17 protein-coding genes and 2 pseudogenes are annotated in these 20,428 nt (G+C 39.0%); 8 read left to right on the top strand and 11 right to left on the bottom strand.

Annotated features, from left to right (window positions below; genetic code table 11):
• Nucleotides 1-562: 562 nt before the first annotated feature.
• Nucleotides 563-700: a hypothetical protein gene (locus AAZO_RS35275; protein ID WP_013191230.1), complete on the bottom strand. Its 138-nt coding sequence runs from the start codon at nt 698-700 to the stop codon at nt 563-565.
• 411 nt (nt 701-1,111) lie between these two features.
• On the opposite strand from AAZO_RS35275, the gene AAZO_RS10485 reads away from it, so the two are divergent.
• The 3 genes from AAZO_RS10485 to AAZO_RS41235 all read left to right on the top strand — a co-directional run bounded on the left by AAZO_RS10485 (nt 1,112) and on the right by AAZO_RS41235 (nt 2,084).
• Nucleotides 1,112-1,294, top strand: coding sequence for a hypothetical protein (locus AAZO_RS10485; protein ID WP_041639884.1), 183 nt, complete (start codon nt 1,112-1,114; stop codon nt 1,292-1,294).
• Between the two features lie 409 nt (nt 1,295-1,703).
• Entirely contained in the window at nt 1,704-1,880 is a 177-nt protein-coding gene (locus AAZO_RS35270; RefSeq protein ID WP_187289641.1) for a hypothetical protein, read from the top strand.
• 81 nt (nt 1,881-1,961) lie between these two features.
• On the top strand, nt 1,962-2,084 hold the full coding sequence (locus AAZO_RS41235; protein WP_266889002.1) for a hypothetical protein: 123 nt from the start codon (nt 1,962-1,964) through the stop codon (nt 2,082-2,084).
• Between the two features lie 532 nt (nt 2,085-2,616).
• Here AAZO_RS41235 and AAZO_RS10480 read toward each other — a convergent pair.
• The 4 genes and pseudogenes from AAZO_RS10480 to crtR form a co-directional block, all read right to left on the bottom strand.
• Nucleotides 2,617-3,708 (bottom strand): annotated as a pseudogene (locus AAZO_RS10480) (ISAs1 family transposase).
• Between the two features lie 132 nt (nt 3,709-3,840).
• Nucleotides 3,841-4,621, bottom strand: a pseudogene (locus AAZO_RS29825) (transposase); the annotation flags it as partial.
• A gap of 76 nt (nt 4,622-4,697) precedes the next feature.
• Entirely contained in the window at nt 4,698-4,859 is a 162-nt protein-coding gene (locus AAZO_RS37805; RefSeq protein ID WP_228371606.1) for a helix-turn-helix domain-containing protein, read from the bottom strand.
• A 354-nt stretch (nt 4,860-5,213) separates the two neighbouring features.
• Nucleotides 5,214-6,095, bottom strand: a complete 882-nt coding sequence (crtR, locus tag AAZO_RS10475) for a beta-carotene hydroxylase (protein ID WP_013191227.1) — start codon at nt 6,093-6,095, stop codon at nt 5,214-5,216.
• Nucleotides 6,096-6,558: 463 nt separating this feature from the next.
• Between crtR and pyk the strand changes: the two genes are divergently transcribed.
• Entirely contained in the window at nt 6,559-8,331 is a 1,773-nt protein-coding gene (gene pyk / locus AAZO_RS10470) for a pyruvate kinase (protein WP_013191226.1), read from the top strand.
• 1,282 nt (nt 8,332-9,613) lie between these two features.
• Here pyk and AAZO_RS10465 read toward each other — a convergent pair.
• Nucleotides 9,614-9,826: a hypothetical protein gene (locus AAZO_RS10465; RefSeq protein WP_013191225.1), complete on the bottom strand. Its 213-nt coding sequence runs from the start codon at nt 9,824-9,826 to the stop codon at nt 9,614-9,616.
• Between the two features lie 220 nt (nt 9,827-10,046).
• On the opposite strand from AAZO_RS10465, the gene AAZO_RS10460 reads away from it, so the two are divergent.
• Both AAZO_RS10460 and AAZO_RS37800 read left to right on the top strand, forming a co-directional pair.
• Nucleotides 10,047-11,165 (top strand): SGNH/GDSL hydrolase family protein, encoded by a 1,119-nt coding sequence (locus AAZO_RS10460; RefSeq protein ID WP_013191224.1) that lies wholly within the window; start codon nt 10,047-10,049, stop codon nt 11,163-11,165.
• Nucleotides 11,166-11,336: 171 nt separating this feature from the next.
• A complete protein-coding gene (locus AAZO_RS37800) occupies nt 11,337-11,507 on the top strand; it encodes a helix-turn-helix domain-containing protein (RefSeq protein WP_228371605.1) in 171 nt (56 codons plus the stop codon).
• Nucleotides 11,508-12,114: 607 nt separating this feature from the next.
• Here the strand turns inward: AAZO_RS37800 and larE are convergent.
• Both larE and hrmK read right to left on the bottom strand, forming a co-directional pair.
• On the bottom strand, nt 12,115-12,936 hold the full coding sequence (gene larE, locus AAZO_RS10450) for an ATP-dependent sacrificial sulfur transferase LarE (RefSeq protein WP_013191223.1): 822 nt from the start codon (nt 12,934-12,936) through the stop codon (nt 12,115-12,117).
• A 211-nt stretch (nt 12,937-13,147) separates the two neighbouring features.
• Nucleotides 13,148-14,989, bottom strand: coding sequence for a hybrid histidine kinase/response regulator HrmK (hrmK, locus tag AAZO_RS10445; RefSeq protein ID WP_013191222.1), 1,842 nt, complete (start codon nt 14,987-14,989; stop codon nt 13,148-13,150).
• 182 nt (nt 14,990-15,171) lie between these two features.
• On the opposite strand from hrmK, the gene AAZO_RS10440 reads away from it, so the two are divergent.
• Nucleotides 15,172-16,041 carry a branched-chain amino acid ABC transporter permease gene (locus AAZO_RS10440; RefSeq protein WP_013191221.1) on the top strand — a complete coding sequence of 290 codons (870 nt, stop codon included), beginning with the start codon at nt 15,172-15,174 and terminating at the stop codon, nt 16,039-16,041.
• A 108-nt stretch (nt 16,042-16,149) separates the two neighbouring features.
• Here the strand turns inward: AAZO_RS10440 and psaX are convergent, their stop codons facing one another.
• Together psaX and lipA are read right to left on the bottom strand one after the other, a co-directional pair.
• Nucleotides 16,150-16,263 carry a photosystem I protein PsaX gene (psaX, locus tag AAZO_RS10435; RefSeq protein WP_013191220.1) on the bottom strand — a complete coding sequence of 38 codons (114 nt, stop codon included), beginning with the start codon at nt 16,261-16,263 and terminating at the stop codon, nt 16,150-16,152.
• 131 nt (nt 16,264-16,394) lie between these two features.
• Nucleotides 16,395-17,303: a lipoyl synthase gene (gene lipA, locus AAZO_RS10430; protein WP_041639876.1), complete on the bottom strand. Its 909-nt coding sequence runs from the start codon at nt 17,301-17,303 to the stop codon at nt 16,395-16,397.
• A 460-nt stretch (nt 17,304-17,763) separates the two neighbouring features.
• Between lipA and AAZO_RS10425 the strand changes: the two genes are divergently transcribed.
• Complete coding sequence (locus tag AAZO_RS10425; protein ID WP_013191218.1) at nt 17,764-18,342, top strand: response regulator; 579 nt, start codon at nt 17,764-17,766, stop codon at nt 18,340-18,342.
• A gap of 367 nt (nt 18,343-18,709) precedes the next feature.
• Here the strand turns inward: AAZO_RS10425 and AAZO_RS10420 are convergent, their stop codons facing one another.
• Entirely contained in the window at nt 18,710-20,272 is a 1,563-nt protein-coding gene (locus AAZO_RS10420; protein ID WP_013191216.1) for an NAD(P)H-quinone oxidoreductase subunit N, read from the bottom strand.
• Nucleotides 20,273-20,428 lie beyond the last annotated feature (156 nt).

Below are 20,428 nucleotides of genomic sequence, written 5' to 3'. Positions count from 1 at the left end.
CTGAAGCTTTAGAAGTGTTGAGAACAGCCATATCTTTTCTATTTATTGATTGGTTGAACTTGAATCCGGACGTGTTTCCTTCTTAATAAAGCCAGTTTAGGCTAAATTTGGGCTTGATTTTTGTTTAAGTCCCGTTAGTTCTGTTACTGTTCACAATACCTGATAATCTTTTAGCGGCTAGCTTTGATATAGCATTCTTAAAAATATTTCCAATTATTGTCTTTAGGTCAGATCTATTTCTGACATTGATTAACCTCTGAAAATTGGTAACATTCTCGGATTTTTATGTATATAACCAGGCTCAAATATTTGGAGATTATTTGTATCTATGCGAAGTTCGTCAATCAGATTTCGCCCTATTTCTCCCATGTTTATATAAAGACCTTTAGTTATTGACGTTTCTACATCGAAAATCATTGCTTGTCGTCTTTGCCATTCTCGAACTACATCATTGGCAGTTGCATTTTACGCCTTAATATTGATATTAATTCCAGTTAGAATAATTATTTCTTGTTCATAATGTTCAGCATCTTTCGTGTCAACTACCACCAACTCTTTTGTTTCATTTACTTATTTTAAATAAACGTCTATATAACCAAAGTTTCATGAAATCCATAGCAATAGCATAGAGTGTACTGCTACTTTCATCAGTATCTGTAGTGTTCTCAATATCTAAATCTGGGTTAAATGCGTTTTGCATGGATATGATACTCCCCTAATTTATCTGAACCTGTTCTTTTTTCCAGCAGCCAACGTTCACCCCGTTTTCTGGTATTCTCTAAGTTCATAATTGTCAATCTGTTATCTATCATTCATTGAGTAAGGATTTAGTGAGTGGCAATATAAACTCCATATAGACCAGCATCTGGAACAATAAACAATAATAAACAATAATATGAATGTTACCCCCAGAACTAAATAGATGATTAAGTCCTCGTACAATTTTTTACATTTGGGAAGAATAAATATGGATATATTAATAGGTGGTAATGTTTTTTTCCTGATCTGAATTTTTCTCTCATTTTTTTATTAAACTCTCTATTATTACACTGTAAGGATTGAGGTGGTGGGGTATTGACAAGTGTGATAGGTGAGGCAGAATATAGCAGTTATGGAAAAGAAGCTGGGACCAAAAATAGATAGAGAGATATTGAAGCAGTTGGGAACAGAGCAACTGGTAGAAATCATTATTGACCAGGGGAAAAGTATAGAGAACCTAACAAATAGAGTAGTAGAACTGGAAAAAGAAATAGAGAAACTCAAAGTCAGTAGAGATTTAGAGACCATAACATGATCCAAACCACTATCGGGAGACATCCTCAAAGAAACCGAGAACAAACAATGAAGAGAAACCAGAAGAGAAGCAGACACGAAAACGGAAACTAGGAGGACAACCAGGGCATAGGGGAAAAAGGAGAAAGGTGTTTAGTGGAGTAGATAGAATAGATTTGAGATAGTGGGACGGCAAGTGTGTGGATGGTGAGGTCAGGGGCAATTGTTTGGCGAACCAATAAAAATCCAAACACAACAAGTAGGGGAGTTGGTGGACAGGCCAATGGAAGTGGATTTGCAGTGTGTGTAGGGAAACACAAATGGCACACTGGTCACCAGAGATAGTACCGGGACAAGATATAGGAATCACACTACAATCTTGTTTGGGATAGATCAATAACTAGGGCCATTGACCCTATGAAAAACAACACTTGTTTTTGTGGGAACTGGGTCAAATAGAAATTGGAGTGGGAACATTAGTAGGTACCAATGAAGGAATAGATGGTCCAGTGGCTCAAAGTATTCATAGCCTCAAACAGTGGATAAAACAAACCCGGCCTCATATCCTTAGGGATGAAACACCCTGGGTAGTCAAAGGGGTGAAATAATGGTTATGGATTTTTGCCAATAGTGACTTCCCTTGATTTTATGGTTCTGATACTCCTTGTCCTACCGAATTAGAATCCATTGTGGGTTCAAGTTACTCTGGTGTACTCAGTTCTGATGACTTTACTGCCTATAACGATTATCCGGTCAAAGCTCAACAGAAATGTCAGGCACATCTACCCTACCCCGTCACTTCAAGACACTAATCAAGATTCCTAGCTTAAATCACCAAGAAATTGGCACAAAATTCATGGACCTCATAGATGAAGGTTTTAAAAACTACCCTTTATTCCAACAAACCCAAAACCTTCATGAATTCTTGACTTGGCCATCCTAGTTTCAACCAAAAGTTGAATCTTCCATTCATTCATTGATCAAGCCCCAGGGGAACCTGGTAAACTTTTACCTTCCTTAGGCACTAGACCTTGATAATAATTTAGCTGAACTAAGGTTAGGTTTAGCACCAGGGGAAACGCACCTTATTTCCTAATAAAAACTAATGAGGATTTTAAAATCATCTATATATATAAGTGCAAAGCTTGATGGATATATAAACAAAATCAATCACTTTTTTATTAAGCGATGGATTAGCTTATCTCCAATTGAATAACTCTTAGCTAAGGATAAATGAGCTAACTATTCATCCATAAATAAGTAAACTTATCTGTAAAAATAAGTAGAAGAAAATATTAAGTAAATTGTTGACAAGTTAGTTGAGGCTAAAGCTAAAACTCTTTCTCAAGAGTTATTATCCATTGCTGCCAAAAACTGTTTATTTTTTATCCCCCGCTTCACGGGGTTCTCTTTACGCAAAAGATCGACTGCTATCTGCCGCATTACTGCAAAGTTTTGTGGAGCATTATCTTTCCTAATCCGGCAGTCATCTTGTTTTAAAGCTACATCTAATACCCAACGCAATGAATTTTCTATTGCCCAATGGCTGCGGATAGAATTAGCCAATTGTTCTCCATTTGACTCAAGACTACTAATAAAATAACGAGTCTCTACTGTTGTTTTATCATCCACTTGTCCGATAGGTTCTACCATCCCAACACTTTTTAGATTTGACCAAACTGAATCAGGATCAAGCTGAAACCCAAAGTTGCGGATTTCATGAAGACCATGCCCTGTTTCTTCGGGTTTATATGTGCTATGTTGAAGCTCTTGAAAACCTGTACTTATCCCTGACTTAAATAGCTGTTCTACTGACTCATACAGATTACCTTGGTTCTTTTTTAAAGTAATTACATAATCTGCATTTTCTTGCGTAATTAACTTTACTATGTCTTTGTGACACCCGATGGCATCAATCCTGACAATACATCCAGCTAATTCTAAAACCTTTAATAATTCGGGAATTGCTGTAATTTCATTTGATTTCTCATGCACCTTCACCTGTCCCAACACTAATTTATTTGTAGTTGCCCATGCACTTACCATTTGGATTGCACTCTAGTCACTATTTTTACCATGAGAACTACATAAAGTTTTCCCGTCAATTGCCACAACTTCACCATCCCTTATCTTATGTACTGATTTCATCCAGTTCAAAAAACAATTTTGAAATTGTTGCGGATTCAATTGTGCAAATACCCTTCCAAATGTGTCCTGGGACCGGAGCCCATTTCCTAGTTCTAAAAAGGTTTTTAACCACTCATATTTTGTGCAGCCATACAGTTCAATTGCCACCCAACTATCTGCTCCACAAATTACTGCACAAATTCCAATGGTAAGAATGTCAATTAACTTGTGTCGTTTCCTCCCCTCTACTCTTGGATCTTCCATCTGTGCAACGTGGTCAGTAATCGTGATTGTGGGCTTGAGCTTCACACTTTTTGGGACTTTCTTCTTCTACTTTTACAATGACTTTACCATCAGAGCCTCATTGGTCAACCTCCATATCATCAGCCCTCCCTACCTTTCTCGTTCCTTAGTATATATGTACCATAATTACATGCGTTCGCCCTGCCATCCCTTGGCTTCCCTGTAAACAACTTCTACCCAATTTCTTTGAGAATATGTATAAACTATCCATTGGGGTGTGACAACTGATGAAGAAACATTGGTCATAAAGTAGTCAATATCAGTGGCTTGAGAGAAAGTAGAACCGTTGATGACGATAGCAATATTCCCCTTTCCAGTTAGTTAAGGGTGATATTTCTACTTTTTGAGTTACTACCCATAATGTTTTGGGTTTATCTAACTCTAGTTGAATTTCTGTAAAAGCCTCTTGGGGTAAACTTTGTGCTAATTCATCTAACCTAATTATTTGTGGACTATCCTCTTGGTCACTGGCAAGGACTTTAGGATTTTTAGCTAGTCCTCCTCAATACTTTAAATTCCGATTTTCTATCTTTAATAAGAAAGATGTATTGTGGCCATATCCAGCATCTCTAATTACTATCCCTAAAATTCCCGCTTCTTCTATGGCCAGAATCATCAATTATTAAGCTAAATCCTCTGGTGATTCTCCTCTGACTACACTTGTTCATAATCTCTAACTGACGCTCATTGACTTGGGAACTGGACCAAGGTGCTTCAGTTAAAACGTGGTGTAATCGCTGGTACGTCACTCCTAGGGCATTCTCTGCTATTTCAAATGGGTTTTTTCTCTCACTTTTACCCAATCATCCCCCTAAATAATGTCTAAACTCTCTTCTTTCCCCTTGATGAGTAAATACATCATCAAATGACACCATCTTTCAAACTACGGTGCCATTGCTGTGGCAGTGGTTTCTTTCATCAGCTTCTTTTAACGTGAAAGCTACACTGAAACCGCACCATACTCCTTTTTACTCTTAACTTTTGTTTAAGTCCCCTTAATCGCTATCATGTTTTCCTACCTGTTCAAGGACACTAGCAGGGAAAACATCTCGTAATATCTCTAACCAGTAATCAAATGTCTCCTTTGCTTCCGTTTTCGATATACCGAAATGGAAACCTAAAACCTCAAATGTTGGCATTTTCCTCCAATAGAACAAGCATAGACATACCTCTTATTTTATCTCTGGTTTCCCTTTCCCCCCTTCTCCTTTTTGATTTATACCTATCTTTTTACTTTCTATATCACCTTGAAGTTCCTTATGCTGCATTTCACCTTGGGCTAACAAGTCTTCAAACTTATGGTTAGTTATTCCCAGTATTTGTTTTCTACGATGTGGATATTCTTGAATATAGTTAATTTATTGGATTTTTCCTTTCCTTACACCCTCAAAATTCCCTTCTACCATTTCTTTGACATCAAGTTAATTTTCCTGACAGGTCTATTAGTTTTTGAATAACTTTTGAGAGACGTTCCAAGGAACGCCTCTGTCTTCATCAGATGTCTAATGAATTTAGTGATGAAGTCTGATACCTATGAAAATATCATAGAGAAATCCTAGAAAGTCCTTTTTATGCAACAAACCTGAAGTTTGCGGACTACCCTTTTCATCCAGTAACGGCTTCATCAAATAATAGGCAGGTTGGTAATTATACCAAGGGATTGAAGGCCACAAATGATGAATGAGGTGGTAATTCTGCCCCAAAATTAGAATATTGAGAACCTTACCAGGATAGACACGAGCATTTTTCCAGCGACTGCGCTCCACAAAGGGACGATGGGGTAAATAATCGAAAAATAACCCCAATGCTATACCCACCAAAAATGCCGGAATAAACCAAAAATTGAGAATATACCCCAAAAAGTGATATTCGACAGAAATATAAACAATAGAAATGACAGTTAAGCGACTGATAAACCATTCCAATAGCTCATACTTGCGCCATAATTTCCGTTGAAAGAAAAATACTTCATGGTACAAAAATCGTACTGCAATCAACGATAACGGGCCACCTGTAGAAACATAATGATCAGGATCATCTTGAGGATGATTGACATTACGATGATGCTGCAAATGTACCCGTGTAAATACTGGAAGCGCAAAAGCTAAAATTAAGGCGCTAACATGACCCAACATGGCATTAATGATGGGATTACGATGGGCTGACTGGTGGCACGCATCGTGAATTACCGTCCCAGAACAATGCAAGGCCAGAGTATTAATACTAAAGCATAACCAATGGGGCCAATCCCACAGCCAGTAACCAAAGTTAGATAATACCAACATCATCACCACTACAGAAAACAGCAGTAGTGTGGGATTAAAATCACCGGGAGGTGCTAAAAGTTCTTTGGGGGGGATTGTCAGTGGCCTGTGTGCCTCCGACGTGAGCATTATTAACTCCTTCTTTATCAAATATTACAAATCATAAGATAAATCTGAGTCATTAGTAAAGTTATGTAAAGCTTTGTATAGCAAGATTTATCCTTAGTCTTGCTGATTAGCAAATAAATGGCGCTATGATTCCAGACTAGAAGAGTGTTTAGACAAAGAAGCTCTCCTAGAGACAGGTTGCAAATCATATTGGTGTACGATATCAAATCTATACCGTAACTACGACGCTCAATACTGCTCGGTTAAGAGTGTTGAAATTGTAACTGTGGAAAGAGTAAAAGTTAAAGGGTCAAGATTTTTCTGTCCCCATTCCCTCTTACCCCTTCTCCCTTAACTGACAACTATGTCCCCACTCTAACTGCTTATAACTTTATAACTATTGATATAGCAGTGACTGAAAAGGAGAGGTCGCTTAATTTACGATTATTTCCCAGATAGATCCAACAAATCCTGAAACCACCCCATGACGCAATTAAGAGATTCTCTGCGCCGAACCAAAATTGTTGCTACTATTGGACCGGCTACCAGCAGTCCAGAAATGCTGAAAGCAATTATTGAAGCTGGTGCAACAACACTGCGACTTAATTTCTCCCACGGAACCCATGCTGACCATCAGCGTAGTATTCGGTTAATTCGGCAAACCGCTTTTGAACTCAATAGACCAGTTGCTGTTCTCCAAGATTTGCAAGGCCCAAAAATTCGCTTGGGGCAGTTTGAAAACGGTTTTATAGTTTTGGCAAAGGGCGATCACTTTACATTGACAAATCGTCCAGTCATAGGAACCCAAGAAATTAGCTGTGTTACCTACGATTATTTAGCAGATGAAGTCCCAGTCGGTGCAAAAATTCTCCTCGATGATGGACGAGTCGAAATGCTAGTCGAGGAAATTAACCGCGATAAAGGTGATTTACACTGTTGTGTGACAGTTGCAGGTAAACTTTCTAACAACAAAGGTGTTAACTTTCCTGGAGTTTACCTATCAATCAAAGCTATGACTGACAAAGACCGAGAGGATCTCATGTTCGGTTTAGACCAAGGTGTAGATTGGGTAGCACTTTCCTTTGTTCGCAACCCCCAAGATATTATTGAAATTAAAGAACTAATTTCCAGCATCGGCAAAAATGTCCCCGTAGTCGCCAAAATTGAAAAACACGAAGCGATTGAACAAATGGAAGCCGTTTTATCCTTATGTGATGGGGTAATGGTGGCTAGAGGTGATTTAGGAGTAGAACTACCAGCGGAAGATGTTCCCGTACTGCAAAAGCGGCTAATTGCCACAGCTAACCGTTTGGGAATTCCCATCATTACCGCCACCCAAATGTTAGATAGTATGGTCAGCAACCCCCGTCCTACCCGTGCAGAAGTATCCGATGTAGCCAACGCTATTCTCGACGGTACAGATGCAGTCATGCTTTCCAATGAAACAGCAGTTGGTGATTACCCAGTGGAAGCAGTAGCAACAATGGCGCGAATCGCCGAACGTATTGAACAAGAAGAAGCACAAAACTTAAACTCTCCTCAATCAAGAGATAATAGACGCTCTATTCCTAACGCTATTAGTCAAGCTGTAGGTCAAATTGCTGAAAATCTGAACGCATCAGCAATTATGACCTTGACACAAACAGGAGCTACAGCCCGCAACGTTTCTAAATTCCGACCTAAAACACCCATTTTAGCGATCACACCCCATGTAAATGTAGCGCGACAGCTACAAATGGTCTGGGGAGTTAAACCCCTACTGGTGCTGGAATTACCATCAACTGGACAGACATTTCAAGCAGCCATTAATGTCGCTCAAGAGAAAAACCTCTTAAACGAAGGTGATTTAGTCGTAATGACTGCTGGTACTCTCCAAGGAGTTTCTGGGTCAACAGACTTGATTAAGGTTGAAGTAGTAACAGCGGTACTAGGACAGGGAATAGGACTAGGACAGGGTTCAGTCAGTGGCCGCGCACGGGTAGCTTATACTGGTATGGATGCAAGTAACTTTAACCCAGGTGATATTTTAGTTGCACCTCGTACTGGCGTTGATTTTGTAGATGCAATTCGCAAAGCAGGCGGAATTATTACAGAAGATGAAAGTCTCACAAGTCATGCCGCAGTCATTGGGTTACGTTTAGGTGTACCAGTAATAGTTGGTGTTAAGGAAGCAACACAAGTAATTAAAGATGGAGCGATTTTAACTTTAGATATGCAACGGGGTTTAGTTTACTCTGGTGCTGTGGGAACACTATAAACAGAATCAAGCATCAAATGAGGAAGGATGAAAAACAAAATCTTTTTTCATCCTTTAGGCGTTAATCAATCCTCAGTGTACCTCTGTCCTAACCTCCGTATTCCTCTGCGTTAAAATCACTTTTCTTGCCTAAAACTCATCTACAACTATAAGAAATTCACATACTACCCGCCCTAGAAGGGAGGAGATTCTGGGGTCAAACAGCAATTGCAGGCTTTCACCTGTCTGACATCACCTAACCCAATAGACCTGTCTATAAAAGCTAATAAGCTTACTGTGAAGGGATTACAGGAGATATAATTGACATACAACAGCTATCATTGCTGAACGTAAAAATTAGGGTTTGGGGATGAAAATCTCAAAATTTCTGATAATTTTGAGAAACATAGCTTTCTAAAAAGGTAAATGTGAAATCTGATAATTCAAATATTATGGCTTAGTATAAATGAAGCATTTAGATGTAACCTAATTAATCCACATACCGTCTCTATCGCCTGACTATAACGATGCCTTTTTTCTGCTAATCCTACTAATGTGATAAAACCTTCATATTTGATTCTAATCAATCACTTTAATTCCTCTACCTATCATTCTATCCTTTTTAAGGGACTTATTATTGATACTTACATTTTCATCTAATCTGTTTATTTTCTCATACAATTTATTTTAAAGAAAGATAGGTCTATTAGCGCTCGCAAACAACACCAAAAATACATAAAATAAATCTAAGAGTCTCTGTCATACCACAAAAACAATTTTGCAAGAGGTCTAATAAAAGAAAATTTTTTTTAGCTTTATAGAGAGAGTAGATAAAATTTACTCAAGTAAAGCTATTAAACTCCATGATTGTCCTGATTGACATTATATTTGCGAGAAACCCGTAAAGCATAACTAAAGTTCAATGCTACCTACCTGATTAGAAATTGCCAATATTTGATGTTAATGGTGTTTATGCCGCTGTAAATCAGCGGTCATTAAACGCCATCCAGTGCGTTATCTGTTAATTAATATCAGAGTTTCACGCTGATCTTTATTCAGTTTTTCATTCATGAAGGGAATCAGGTTTGATATCCCTTCTCAGTCTGTAATACAACGGTCTTTGTTGCGGAAATTCAACAATACCAATGCATCTCTTGTGAATTGAACAAAGTTGATGGAATGGGACACTGCTATGAATCTAGCTAAGAATTGATAATTGATTAGTCGCCGTTCTACTATTGTCTTGAGTGCCGCTCATTTTGTTGCACTTGAGATTTTAGAGTTTAGACTAATCAATGCAGATTCAGATGTCACCAGTCACTTGCATTTGATGGACTTGATCTGCCAACTCTTGACGACTTTGATCATCAAGTCTGTCAATTGCTAACATCCCCATGAGGATAACCTCTTTCAACGTCAGACGGGTAGAATGTGCCTGTTTTTGCACAATCTCTTTAATTATTGGACTGACACCAATAGCAGTACTAGCTCTAGCCACGGAATTAAATGGAAACATTAATGACTTCGCATAAATCTTAGCACTTTAAACGACGTTATTGTATATATAAAAAAATTTAACATTTTTCTTGGTAGTCCCTTTTGATACTCAAAGATGCAAAATAACATTCTGGTGGGGGATATTGATACGGCATCAGCAAAGTAAAATTTTCCTGAATTCAGCCAGGTCAGGCTGTCATATGGAAAAGCAGCAAGTACTTGCAAGGAAATAAAAAACAATGAATGAACCTTATCTGTTGGCAGCCAGCTTGTTAACAGGATTGACAGTACCAACATCTGATCTCCCAAAGATATCGAGTATCGCTCCAGAAAATACTGGTTTGCCGGATGCTTTAAAAGCACGTTCACTGTCGCCAGTAGGTAAAAAAGTCATCTCTAATGTTGATATTTCCTCACCAGAATTCAGTAGTCAAGTTCCTTCCAAACCAGCAAGCTTACAGCCACGAGTACGTGACAAAGTTATCTCTCATCCAGAATTTAGCAGTCAATTTATATCAGTATCAGATGGTTCGCAGCTAAAAGTAGGTCAGAAAATTACTTCTGGTGTTGACATCTTGTTAGCAGAGTTAACTAACTACGTTTTGCCCAAGCCTAAAAAAACTTCACTAAGCTTCAGTTCTCAAAAAACTAAGCAAAGTTTAGTATCTGGAAGTCAAATGTACTATCTCCGATTAGCGTCCCTGAAGACTGGTCAGATATACACTCGTGTGGATGATGATGATTTACAGTCTTTGTCGAAGTCAGTTAAGCAACAGAAACTTAGTTATGAAGACTGGAAAAGCTTATTAGCTATGGAAGCTAGGGCAATTTCTCAAGGTCAGGGTAAAAATCGTTTGAGTATTTTGGTGGGTGATTCTTTGAGTATGTGGTTTCCTAAAGGAAAACTCCCTACTGGTAAATTGTGGCTGAATCAAGGGATATCTGGAGATAGGTCTGAAGGTGTATTGAGAAGATTGTCAGCATTTTCGACAACACGCCCAGAAGTAATTTATCTGATGATTGGGATTAATGATTTGCTGAGGGGTGCTAGTGACCAAAAAATTCTGATTAATCATCGCCGGATTATTCGCAGCTTGCGTCAGACTCACCCAAAAAGTCAGATTATGGTGCAATCAATTCTGCCTGTTAGCCACGCCCAAATTTCTAACCGTCGGATTCGTTATATCAATTCCAAAATTGCTTTAATTGCGAAACAGGAAGGCGTTTATTATCTGAATATCAATAATTGGTTTGCTGACTTAGATGGTAATTTGCGTTCAGATTTAACAACTGATGGGGTGCATTTATCACCTGAAGGATATGATGTATGGCGATTTGCCTTGCAACAAATGGAATAGACCTGTCAGGAAAATCAACTTGGTGCCAAAAAAATGGTAGAAGGGAATTTTGAGGGTGTACCAAAAGGAAAAATCCACTAAATTAACTATATTCAAGAATATCCACATCGTAGAAAACAAATACTGGGAATAACTAACCATCAGTTTCAAGACTTGTTAGCCCGAGCTGAAATGCAGCATAAGAAACTTCAAGGTGACATAGAAAGTAACAACATAGGTATAAATCAGAAAGGAGCATGGGGGAAAGGGAAACTAGAGATAAAAGAACAGGTATGTCTATCCTTGTTCTATTGGAGGAAAATTCTAACATTTGAGGTTTTAGGTTTCCATTTCGGTATATAGAAAACGGAAGCAAAGGACACATTTCATTACTGGTTAGAGATATTACAAAATGTTTTCCCTCCTAGTCTCCTTGAACAGGTAGAAAAACATGATAGCGATTATGCCATGGCGTCTCAGAATAAAAGGCAGGAAACAAAGAGTTTTCCACCAAGGGGATTTTTGTTGAACAGGTCATTAGACTTGTAAAAATATTCCGGGTACCTCAACAAACATTTCCCCTGGATTCCCCAATTTACTCACAAGTAATTCTTACTAACTATTTGTAGTTTAGTTACATTACATTAGGAATTGGTTCATTAGTTTTGCCCATTTCATAAATGTTATGGATATGAGGTCAGTTATGAATTAGTCATCAACATCTTCATGGATAGGAACTATCCGTAACTATTCCCAACCCTGCTTCCTTCCTTGGCTCTTTCCTCATCTTAACACTATGGAAAGCCAGATACAGACTCCTTTCTAAATTTTCAGACCTCTCTAATATAAGGTTGCTCAAGGTTTGTGAGGTATGAGGAGTTCAGAAGTATGGCTTACGCCATGCTGCGCTATGAGGAGTTAGTCGCAAAACCCTGTGGGTATAAGAAAGAAATTAATTAAGTTTGGCTCTTCATCTGGCTGCAATCTGTTGTAAGACTTGATTTAACTTGCCGCTTCGATAACCTTCTAAATCTAACGTGACGTAGATAAATCCTAAATTCTGAAATGTACTCAGGAGAGTGGGTAAATCTGTAGTTAAGATGAAATCTTGAATTTTCTCTGGTGGCAATTCTATTCTGGCTGTATTACCTTCTGAACGTACCCGTAAATTCTCCCAACCCAGATTTCGTAAATAGATTTCTGCTCTACCGACTCGGTGTAATTTGGCTATGGTAATTTCTTCGCCGTAGGGAAAGCGAGAACTTAAACATGGTTGGGGTGGTTTATCCCACCAAGGTAATCCGAGTTGTTGAGAAAGTTGACGAACTTCGGCTTTTGTGACACCTATTTCTGCTAGGGGAGATCGCGCACCTCTTTCTTTTGCTGCTTGAATTCCGGGGCGATAATCATGCAAATCATCTGCATTGACCCCATCTACTACATAAGAATATCCTAACTCTAATACTAATGGGTTGAGTGTGTCGTGCAATTCACTTTTGCAAAAATAGCAACGGTTTATAGGGTTAGAGGTGTAATTGAGATTTTCCATCTCGTGACTCTGGACGATTTTATGGGCTATGCCAATAGTTGCTGCTTGTGCTGTTGCGTCTGCTAATTCTTCTGGTAGTAGGGAAGGGGAGACCGCAGTTACAGCCAAAGCGCGATCGCCCAACAGATCATAAGCAATCTTGGCCACTAATGTACTATCAACTCCCCCTGAGTAGGCTATCAAAGCCTGCCCCATTTCCACAAATAAATGTTTTACTTGTTCTAGTTTTTCTGTTAGTGTCATTTCTCCATCCTCCCAAAACTAATAACACCTGACCACTACTATTGTAATCATTAATCAGTTCCTTCGTTCCCATACTTGGTCCAGAAATGATATCGCAATTCAAGTTTCTCTATTTTACTCCTCAAAATATTCTCAATAGTCATTATTTTCCTAAATGGAAAGTAATCAAATATCTTCATCTTGTAAATCCTGCAAATCCTGATTCTGATAATTAGCTATATTTTGCCACTATACTACCTAAAAGTTGTAAATCTATAGGTTTAGAAATATAGTCATCCACACCGGCGGCTAGACAAGTTTCTCTATCTCCTTTCATTGTCATTGCTGTTTGAGCAATTATTGGTATCTGCTGATATTCAATATTGTCTCTGAGTTGTTTTACCAAGTTCAAACCATTGGCATTTGGTAGACTCACATCCATTAAAATAACTGCTGGTTCTATTTGTGGCAGCATTGTCCACATTTCCTGAGCATTCTTAACACAAGTTACTTGATAACCCAATCTACCAAGATAAACTCTTATTAATTCGGAATTGGCTAAATCATCTTCTACCAATAAAATTACTCGTGAGGTATTTATGAATATACGAGAAGAAGATTGGGAATCAGAATATTTTTTCACCTCCTGACTAATTTCTGAATCTTCTTCTGCCTTGATATCGATAGCTTCCGAAGCTCTCCCCTGTGGCTTGAGAGGAAGGACAATGGTAAAACATGAACCTTGATCAATTGCTGATTCCAATTCTAAATAACCACCATGAATTTCTGCAAGTTGCTGTGTCACCACTAACCCCAAACCGCTACCTTCATTGCTTCCAGCACCAGGATTAATAATTTGACTGTAGGGACGAAACAAGCGTGTTTGGTTTTCCTGGGAAATGCCAATACCAGTATCCCAAACTGAAAATCGTAAGTATAAATCTTTTATAGATACCCGTAAACCAACACTTCCTAAATTTGTAAATTTTACAGCGTTAAATAATAAATTTAATAGCATTTGCTTGAGTCGCAAGGGATCGACTACTAAATTTGTGACATCATTCTCTATTTCCAACCGTAGTTTCAACCCTTTGTTAGCAGCTTTCTCTTTTACCAAAGCTAAAACATTACGGCATAATGTTGATACTTCGACTATTTCCCATTGCACTTCTAGTTGGTTAGCTTCAATTTTAGAGAGATCCAAAATATCGTTAATCAGGTCTAGCAAATGCTTACCACTAGATTGGATGATGTGTAAATATTCTTGATGGCGTTGTCTTTCTGGTTCGTAACCTTGTGCCAGCAGTAGATGGGTGAATCCAATAATAGAACTAAGCGGGGTGCGAATTTCGTGGCTGGTATTGGCCAGAAACTGGTTTTTGAGTTGATTGGTGCGTTCTAGTTCCTGATTAAAGTTAGCTAACTGTTGACAACGTTGTTGCCAAAATTGAATTTGCCTCAGTTGTGCTAAGGCTGTATTAAAGTGCTGGATTGTCTTTGTGATTAATTGTGATCGCAGTTGAATCTGTAATGGATGAATTTGCTCACGATGATCGCGTGGTTTAGCTGTGGCAATAATTAGCCATGCCATCACATCTCTAGAATCATCAACTAAAGGCCAAGCAATCCGTGGTTTTTGTCTCTCCATTTGCTGTAAATCTTCTAATCTGATAGCAGCGTCTAATTTAAACTCCAGCTTTGTCCGTTGTTTATAGCTAATTTCTGTAGTTCGTGTTTCCACGGTAGAAAACCTAGAAACATAACAAATTCTACCGTTTTTTTCTTGTGGTTGACATTGAGCTATGCCTACGGCACAATGCGTACACCCTATCCAACTGCCATTTAAAGCCTGATGCAGTTCATTTACAACGGTTTGAAAAATCTCTGCTTCTGGGGTTATCACCTGTGACATAGTGTTAGCAGCTGAAAGCAGGCATTCATACAATCGGCTTTGCAACTGATTCAAGCTACTTTCTAACCACAAGTCATCCCGCAGTTGCTGGATTGTTTGCAAAAGAGTTGGCGTTCCGTCTATCTGTGAGTTCTGTTCTGGTAAACTTGAAGGTTGCTGCATGGTGAACTAGACGGCCAAAGAAACTGAGCTTGGCAGGAAAATGCGAACTGGATTTTTTTTATGTATATAAACGGATAAATCCTTTTTAATTGTCAATTATAATTGACAGTGCCGATTGTAACACTTAATTACAGACTTTTCTAAAAAAGTCACACTGATTTTTTTCATGCTAACTAATAACAATGGATACAGAACTAATAGCTCAATTAATAGTTAACGGAATTTCTGTAGGTAGTATTATTGCCTTAGCAGCAGTTGGACTTACCCTGACCTACGGAATTTTACGGCTATCTAATTTTGCCCACGGTGATTTCCTTACATTGGGAGCTTATTTAACACTGGTGGTAAATACCCTGGGGGTAAATATTTGGCTATCAATGATTTTAGCTGTAGTTGGTACAGTAGCTGCAATGTTACTGGCAGAAAAATTACTATGGTCAAAAATGCGGTCGATTCGGGCTACTTCGACTACACTGATCATTATTTCTATTGGTCTGGCTTTATTTCTCCGCAACGGCATTATTTTTATCTGGGGTGGTAAAAATCAAAACTATAATCTCCCTGTCACCCCTGCTTTAGAATTGGGTCAAATAAGAGTACCGCAAAATCAATTATGGGTACTGGGGTTATCAATAGTAGCAATTTCGTTGCTTCACTACTTACTGCAAAAAACCAAAATTGGTAAAGCCATGCGAGCAGTAGCTGATGATTTAGACTTAGCTAGAGTCTCTGGCATTAACGTTGATAGAGTAATTCTCTGGACTTGGGTAATTGGTGGTACTTTAACTTCTTTAGGCGGTAGTATGTACGGTTTAATTACTGCTGTCAGACCAAATATGGGTTGGTTTTTGATTCTCCCCTTATTTGCTTCCGTAATTTTAGGAGGTATCGGCAACCCTTACGGTGCGATCACAGCTGCTTTTATCATTGGCATTGTTCAAGAAGTCAGCACCCCTTGGCTGGGTTCACAGTACAAACAAGGCATAGCCTTATTAATCATGATTTTAGTATTGCTAATCCGTCCCAAAGGTTTATTCAAAGGCACGATTTAACAGTTACCAGTTATCAGTGACATCAAGGGCTGAAAAGCCTCACCATGCACTGATAACTGATAACTGGTAACTGTTCACTGATTTCAGCAGCACCAGTCTACTTAGTAACTAGTCAATGATGTGGAAGTAATAAGCTGCTACCAAAAAGTTGATAGCCAACAATAACAACGCCCAACCTGTACGGAAAGCGTAGGTAGGTTTAGCAGCTTTACCTTTGGTCATAATTTGGTTCTCCTGACTTGATGACTTTTTAACAAATACCAAACAGAAGCCCCAATTCCCCAGAATCTTTAAAAATATTTGTGTGAAGATTGGGGACTGGGGACTGGGGAGACACTGATAACTGATAACTGTTAACTGTCAACTGACCCCGCATGATAGGAACTACGGACCAATGGACCGGAACAAACATGACTAAAGCCCATGTCTTCAGCTATTTTCCTAAGTTCCTCAAATTCTTCTGGTGTCCAGTATTTTTGAACTGGTAGATGTTCCAAAGATGGGCGCATATATTGACCTAATGTTAGGCAATCGCACCCCACAGCCAGCAGATCCGCCATTGTTTCAATTATTTCCTCCCTAGTTTCTCCGTGTCCCAGCATTAAACCTGACTTGGTGGCAATACGGACATCAATTTTTTTTACTGTTGCCAATACACTTAATGAGCGATCGTACTTTGCGCCTCGTCTCACAGGACCAGTTAATCTACGTACCGTCTCCACATTATGATTAAAACAAGCCGGTTGGGCAGTAACAATCATTTCTATCCGTCGTTTTTGACCAGTCTCACCGACATCGGTACCACCCCAAAAATCTGGTGTCAGCACTTCAATTTGTGTTTCTGGGTTGATTTGGCGAATCGTTTCCATAGTTTTGACAAAATGCCCTGCACCTCCATCATCTAAATCATCACGGGCTACAGAAGTCAGTACCACATAGCGCAATCCCAAAAGCTGTACTGCCTCAGCCACCTTTTGCGGTTCTTCCACATCTACAGGCATAGGGGCATGACCTTTATCTATTTGACAAAAAGCACAAGACCGTGTGCAAGTCGGTCCCATAAGTAAAAAAGTTGCAGTCTTTTGGGCATAGCACTCCCCCCGATTAGGACAGCGGCCTTCTTCACAAATGGTATGAAGTTGGCGCTGCTTAATAATACGTTGTACAGTGGAAATTTCACTGGCCTTACCAATAGAACGACGCAACCAGCTAGGTATTGCTGCAATTTCTGATTTGAGTTCGACGTTTCTGGAAGAGCTCATAAACATTTCAGCTATCTAAAAAAAATACAGCTATAAAGATATACTAGTATAGGTTAGTATAAATCCTTGAGCACCTTAATTTACCTTGAAAGCCTGTAGTAATATATAACAGGTAACAGGGAACACGAAGCTTGAGAAAAGTAACAACCACATTGGGGTTAAATCTCAATGGAGTTACTAGAGGTGCATTGACCACACCTTGAATAGTGCTTTTTTGAGCTGCTTAAAAATCCCTGTACCTTCAGGTTCGGGAGCAGTCAAAAAAGTAAATGTAGTAATAGCTTACTAACAAGTAACCACAACGCAAGCAAAAATTGTACAAAGGACTTGCGATTTCGGCAATTATACAGAAATATACTCTCCCCCAATTTACATAAATCTTGTATATAGTGGGAGGATTCTTAATGTCAAGCGGCAAATCAGCCATCTAAACTTATAGTCTTTGGTAGAGTAATCAGTCGTGGCCAACAAAATTTTAGTTATCGATGACACTACAGTTGTTAGGGTAAAAGTACGAGAAATGTTACCTCCGGGCAATTTTGAGGTATTGGAAGCAAAAGACGGTTTAGAAGGATATAATCTGATCCTAAATGAAAAAGTCAGCCTGATCATGTTGGATTTTATATTACCGAAAATGAGTGGCTGGGAAGTTTTCCAAAAAATTCAGGCCAACTCAGAATTAAAGAAAATTCCTTTAGTGATTATGTCTGGTCGCAAGGAAGAGATAACAGAAAAAATCCCTGAACCATTTGAATATTTTGAATTTCTTAACAAGCCTTTTGACCAGAGACAGCTGATTAGTGCAATCAAGTCAGCTATGGCTAAGGCTACTAAAAAAGGCCGTCCAGAAATTAACACCCCAGGAATCACTCCCCTCCCAAAAGAATCAGTTTCAGCAAAACCAGGTTCTAGAGAAGGTGTTTCTTCCGCAGAAATTCAGGCTCTAAATGAAAAAATCGCTAAAATGCAAGCAGAAATTTATAGTTTGAAGAAACAGTTAACTCAGGTTGTGACATTTATTAAACAGAAAATTAAGTAGTGTTAGCTGTTTCTATTATCTTTGCCACCGAAAATACTTCAGTCGATGAAAGCTCTATAGATTGACAACACCTGCCATTTTTTACTTATTTAAAGAGAATGGCAGGGTTTTTTTCAACGACAATTTTTAATACCCACCTACTTATTGTAATTGCAACCGACTTCAGGGCTGCTCAAAATTTTAGTAGTACCGGACAAGGTTCTTTGGTCTGTAAAACCTTTTGGGCTGATGGAGAGTTTTTCAGTGGTCCCAATTGGCTAGAATGATGTATTGGTTCATCTATTAGCAGAATCAGAACTTTTAAGTCCTGATTCTGACATGAACAAAAATGGGCAATGAGTTAATTACCCATTACCCATTAATGAATCTATAACTTCTCTGCTTGTTCAGTGATAATTACACTTGCTTGACTACTCGCTATTTTTGCAGCTTGCAAAATAGGAGTATTAGCAACTGAATTATTAGCTAAAGTAAACAGAGGATTTGATAAAATACCCGCGATAGAGGTAGCAATTAAAGTTACTATCAACCCTACTTGTAAAGGTCTCAAACCTGGTAGATCCCAACGCACTTGAGGATAATTCTTCACTACGTCGGACATTTCTTGAGGTTCTTTAACCACCATCATTTTCACGACACGAATGTAGTAGTAGATGGAAACAACGCTGGTAACTAAACCTAGCAAAACTAACCAGTAAAGGCCACCTTGCCAACCTGCCCAGAATAGGTAAATCTTCCCAAAAAACCCAGCTAGTGGGGGAATACCACCCAAGGACAAGAGAGAAATACTTAAACCTAATGTGAGTAGTGGATCTTTTTGATACAGACCTGAGTATTCTGTAATCTGATCTGTTCCTGTCCGCAGAGAGAAAAGAACGATACACGTAAAGCCGCACAGGTTCATAAAGAGGTAAACCAGCAAGTAAAATATCATACTGGAATAACCAGCATCCGTACCAGTAATTAAGCCAATCATGACAAAACCGGCTTGAGCAATAGATGAATAAGCTAACATCCGTTTCATGCTGGTTTGAGCAAGGGCAACGACGTTACCCAATACCATACTGAGGACTGCAAGCGCAGTAAAGACAAATCTCCACTCGTCTGCAACTAGGGGGAAAGCTACCGTTAATAAGCGGATAGCCAGGGCAAAACCCGCAGCTTTAGAACCGACGGATAAAAAGGCAATAACTGGGGTGGGAGCGCCTTCATAAACGTCTGGTGTCCACTGGTGGAAGGGTGCAGCGGAGATTTTGAAACCAATCCCGGCAATGACGAAAACAAGGGCAATCACTAAACCTAGAGATTGACTAACATTGGCGGCGGCGATACCATTAGCGATCGCACTCAGTTCTGTTTGTCCACCGGATAAACCATACAGCAGTGATACACCGTACAAAAATACTGCCGTGCTAGAAGCACCAATTAACAGGTATTTCAGCGCCGCTTCATTGGAACGAGGATCACGCTTGGTATAACCTGTCAACAAATAAGAGGAAATACTCAGGGTTTCCAAGGAGATGAAAATCATCACTAACTCACTAGCACCTGATAAGAACATTCCTCCCAAAGTAGCTGTCATCAAAATGGCGATAAATTCTGCTAAAGCAGTACCACTCTGCTCAACATAACGAATGGACATCAACATGGTGACAATGGCAGACAGAGCAATGATACCCCGAAAGGTAATACTGAGGTCGTCACCATTAAAGCTACCAGTAAAACCGATGGGATTGGTAGCATCCCATTGTAAGCATAGGGCGACAATTGCAGCGAATAAACCTGCGATCGCTAGATATCCAATCCAGCGTGAAGATGTACGCCCCAAAATCAAATCAACAATCAAAACCCCCAAGAGGGTGAGAATAACAATTCCCTCTGGTAAAATCGTTCCCGCATTTAACTGGGATGCAATATTAGCAAAATCCATGAGATGTATAGGTTTTGTCGATTAGAGATCAAGGCTAACTGAGTTAATTCTATCTATAGTTCTTGACCAAAATTGCATTTATCCGTATGTTTTAAACTCACGGATGCTCATTGGGGATTAAATCTGAATAATTCTACTGATAAATACCATGTCATA

The sequence above is a fragment of the 'Nostoc azollae' 0708 genome (assembly GCF_000196515.1).
Taxonomy (GTDB): domain Bacteria; phylum Cyanobacteriota; class Cyanobacteriia; order Cyanobacteriales; family Nostocaceae; genus Trichormus_B; species Trichormus_B azollae.
The sequence above is the reverse complement of the archived record's forward strand: the minus strand, read 5'-3'. Positions and strand labels throughout refer to the sequence as shown.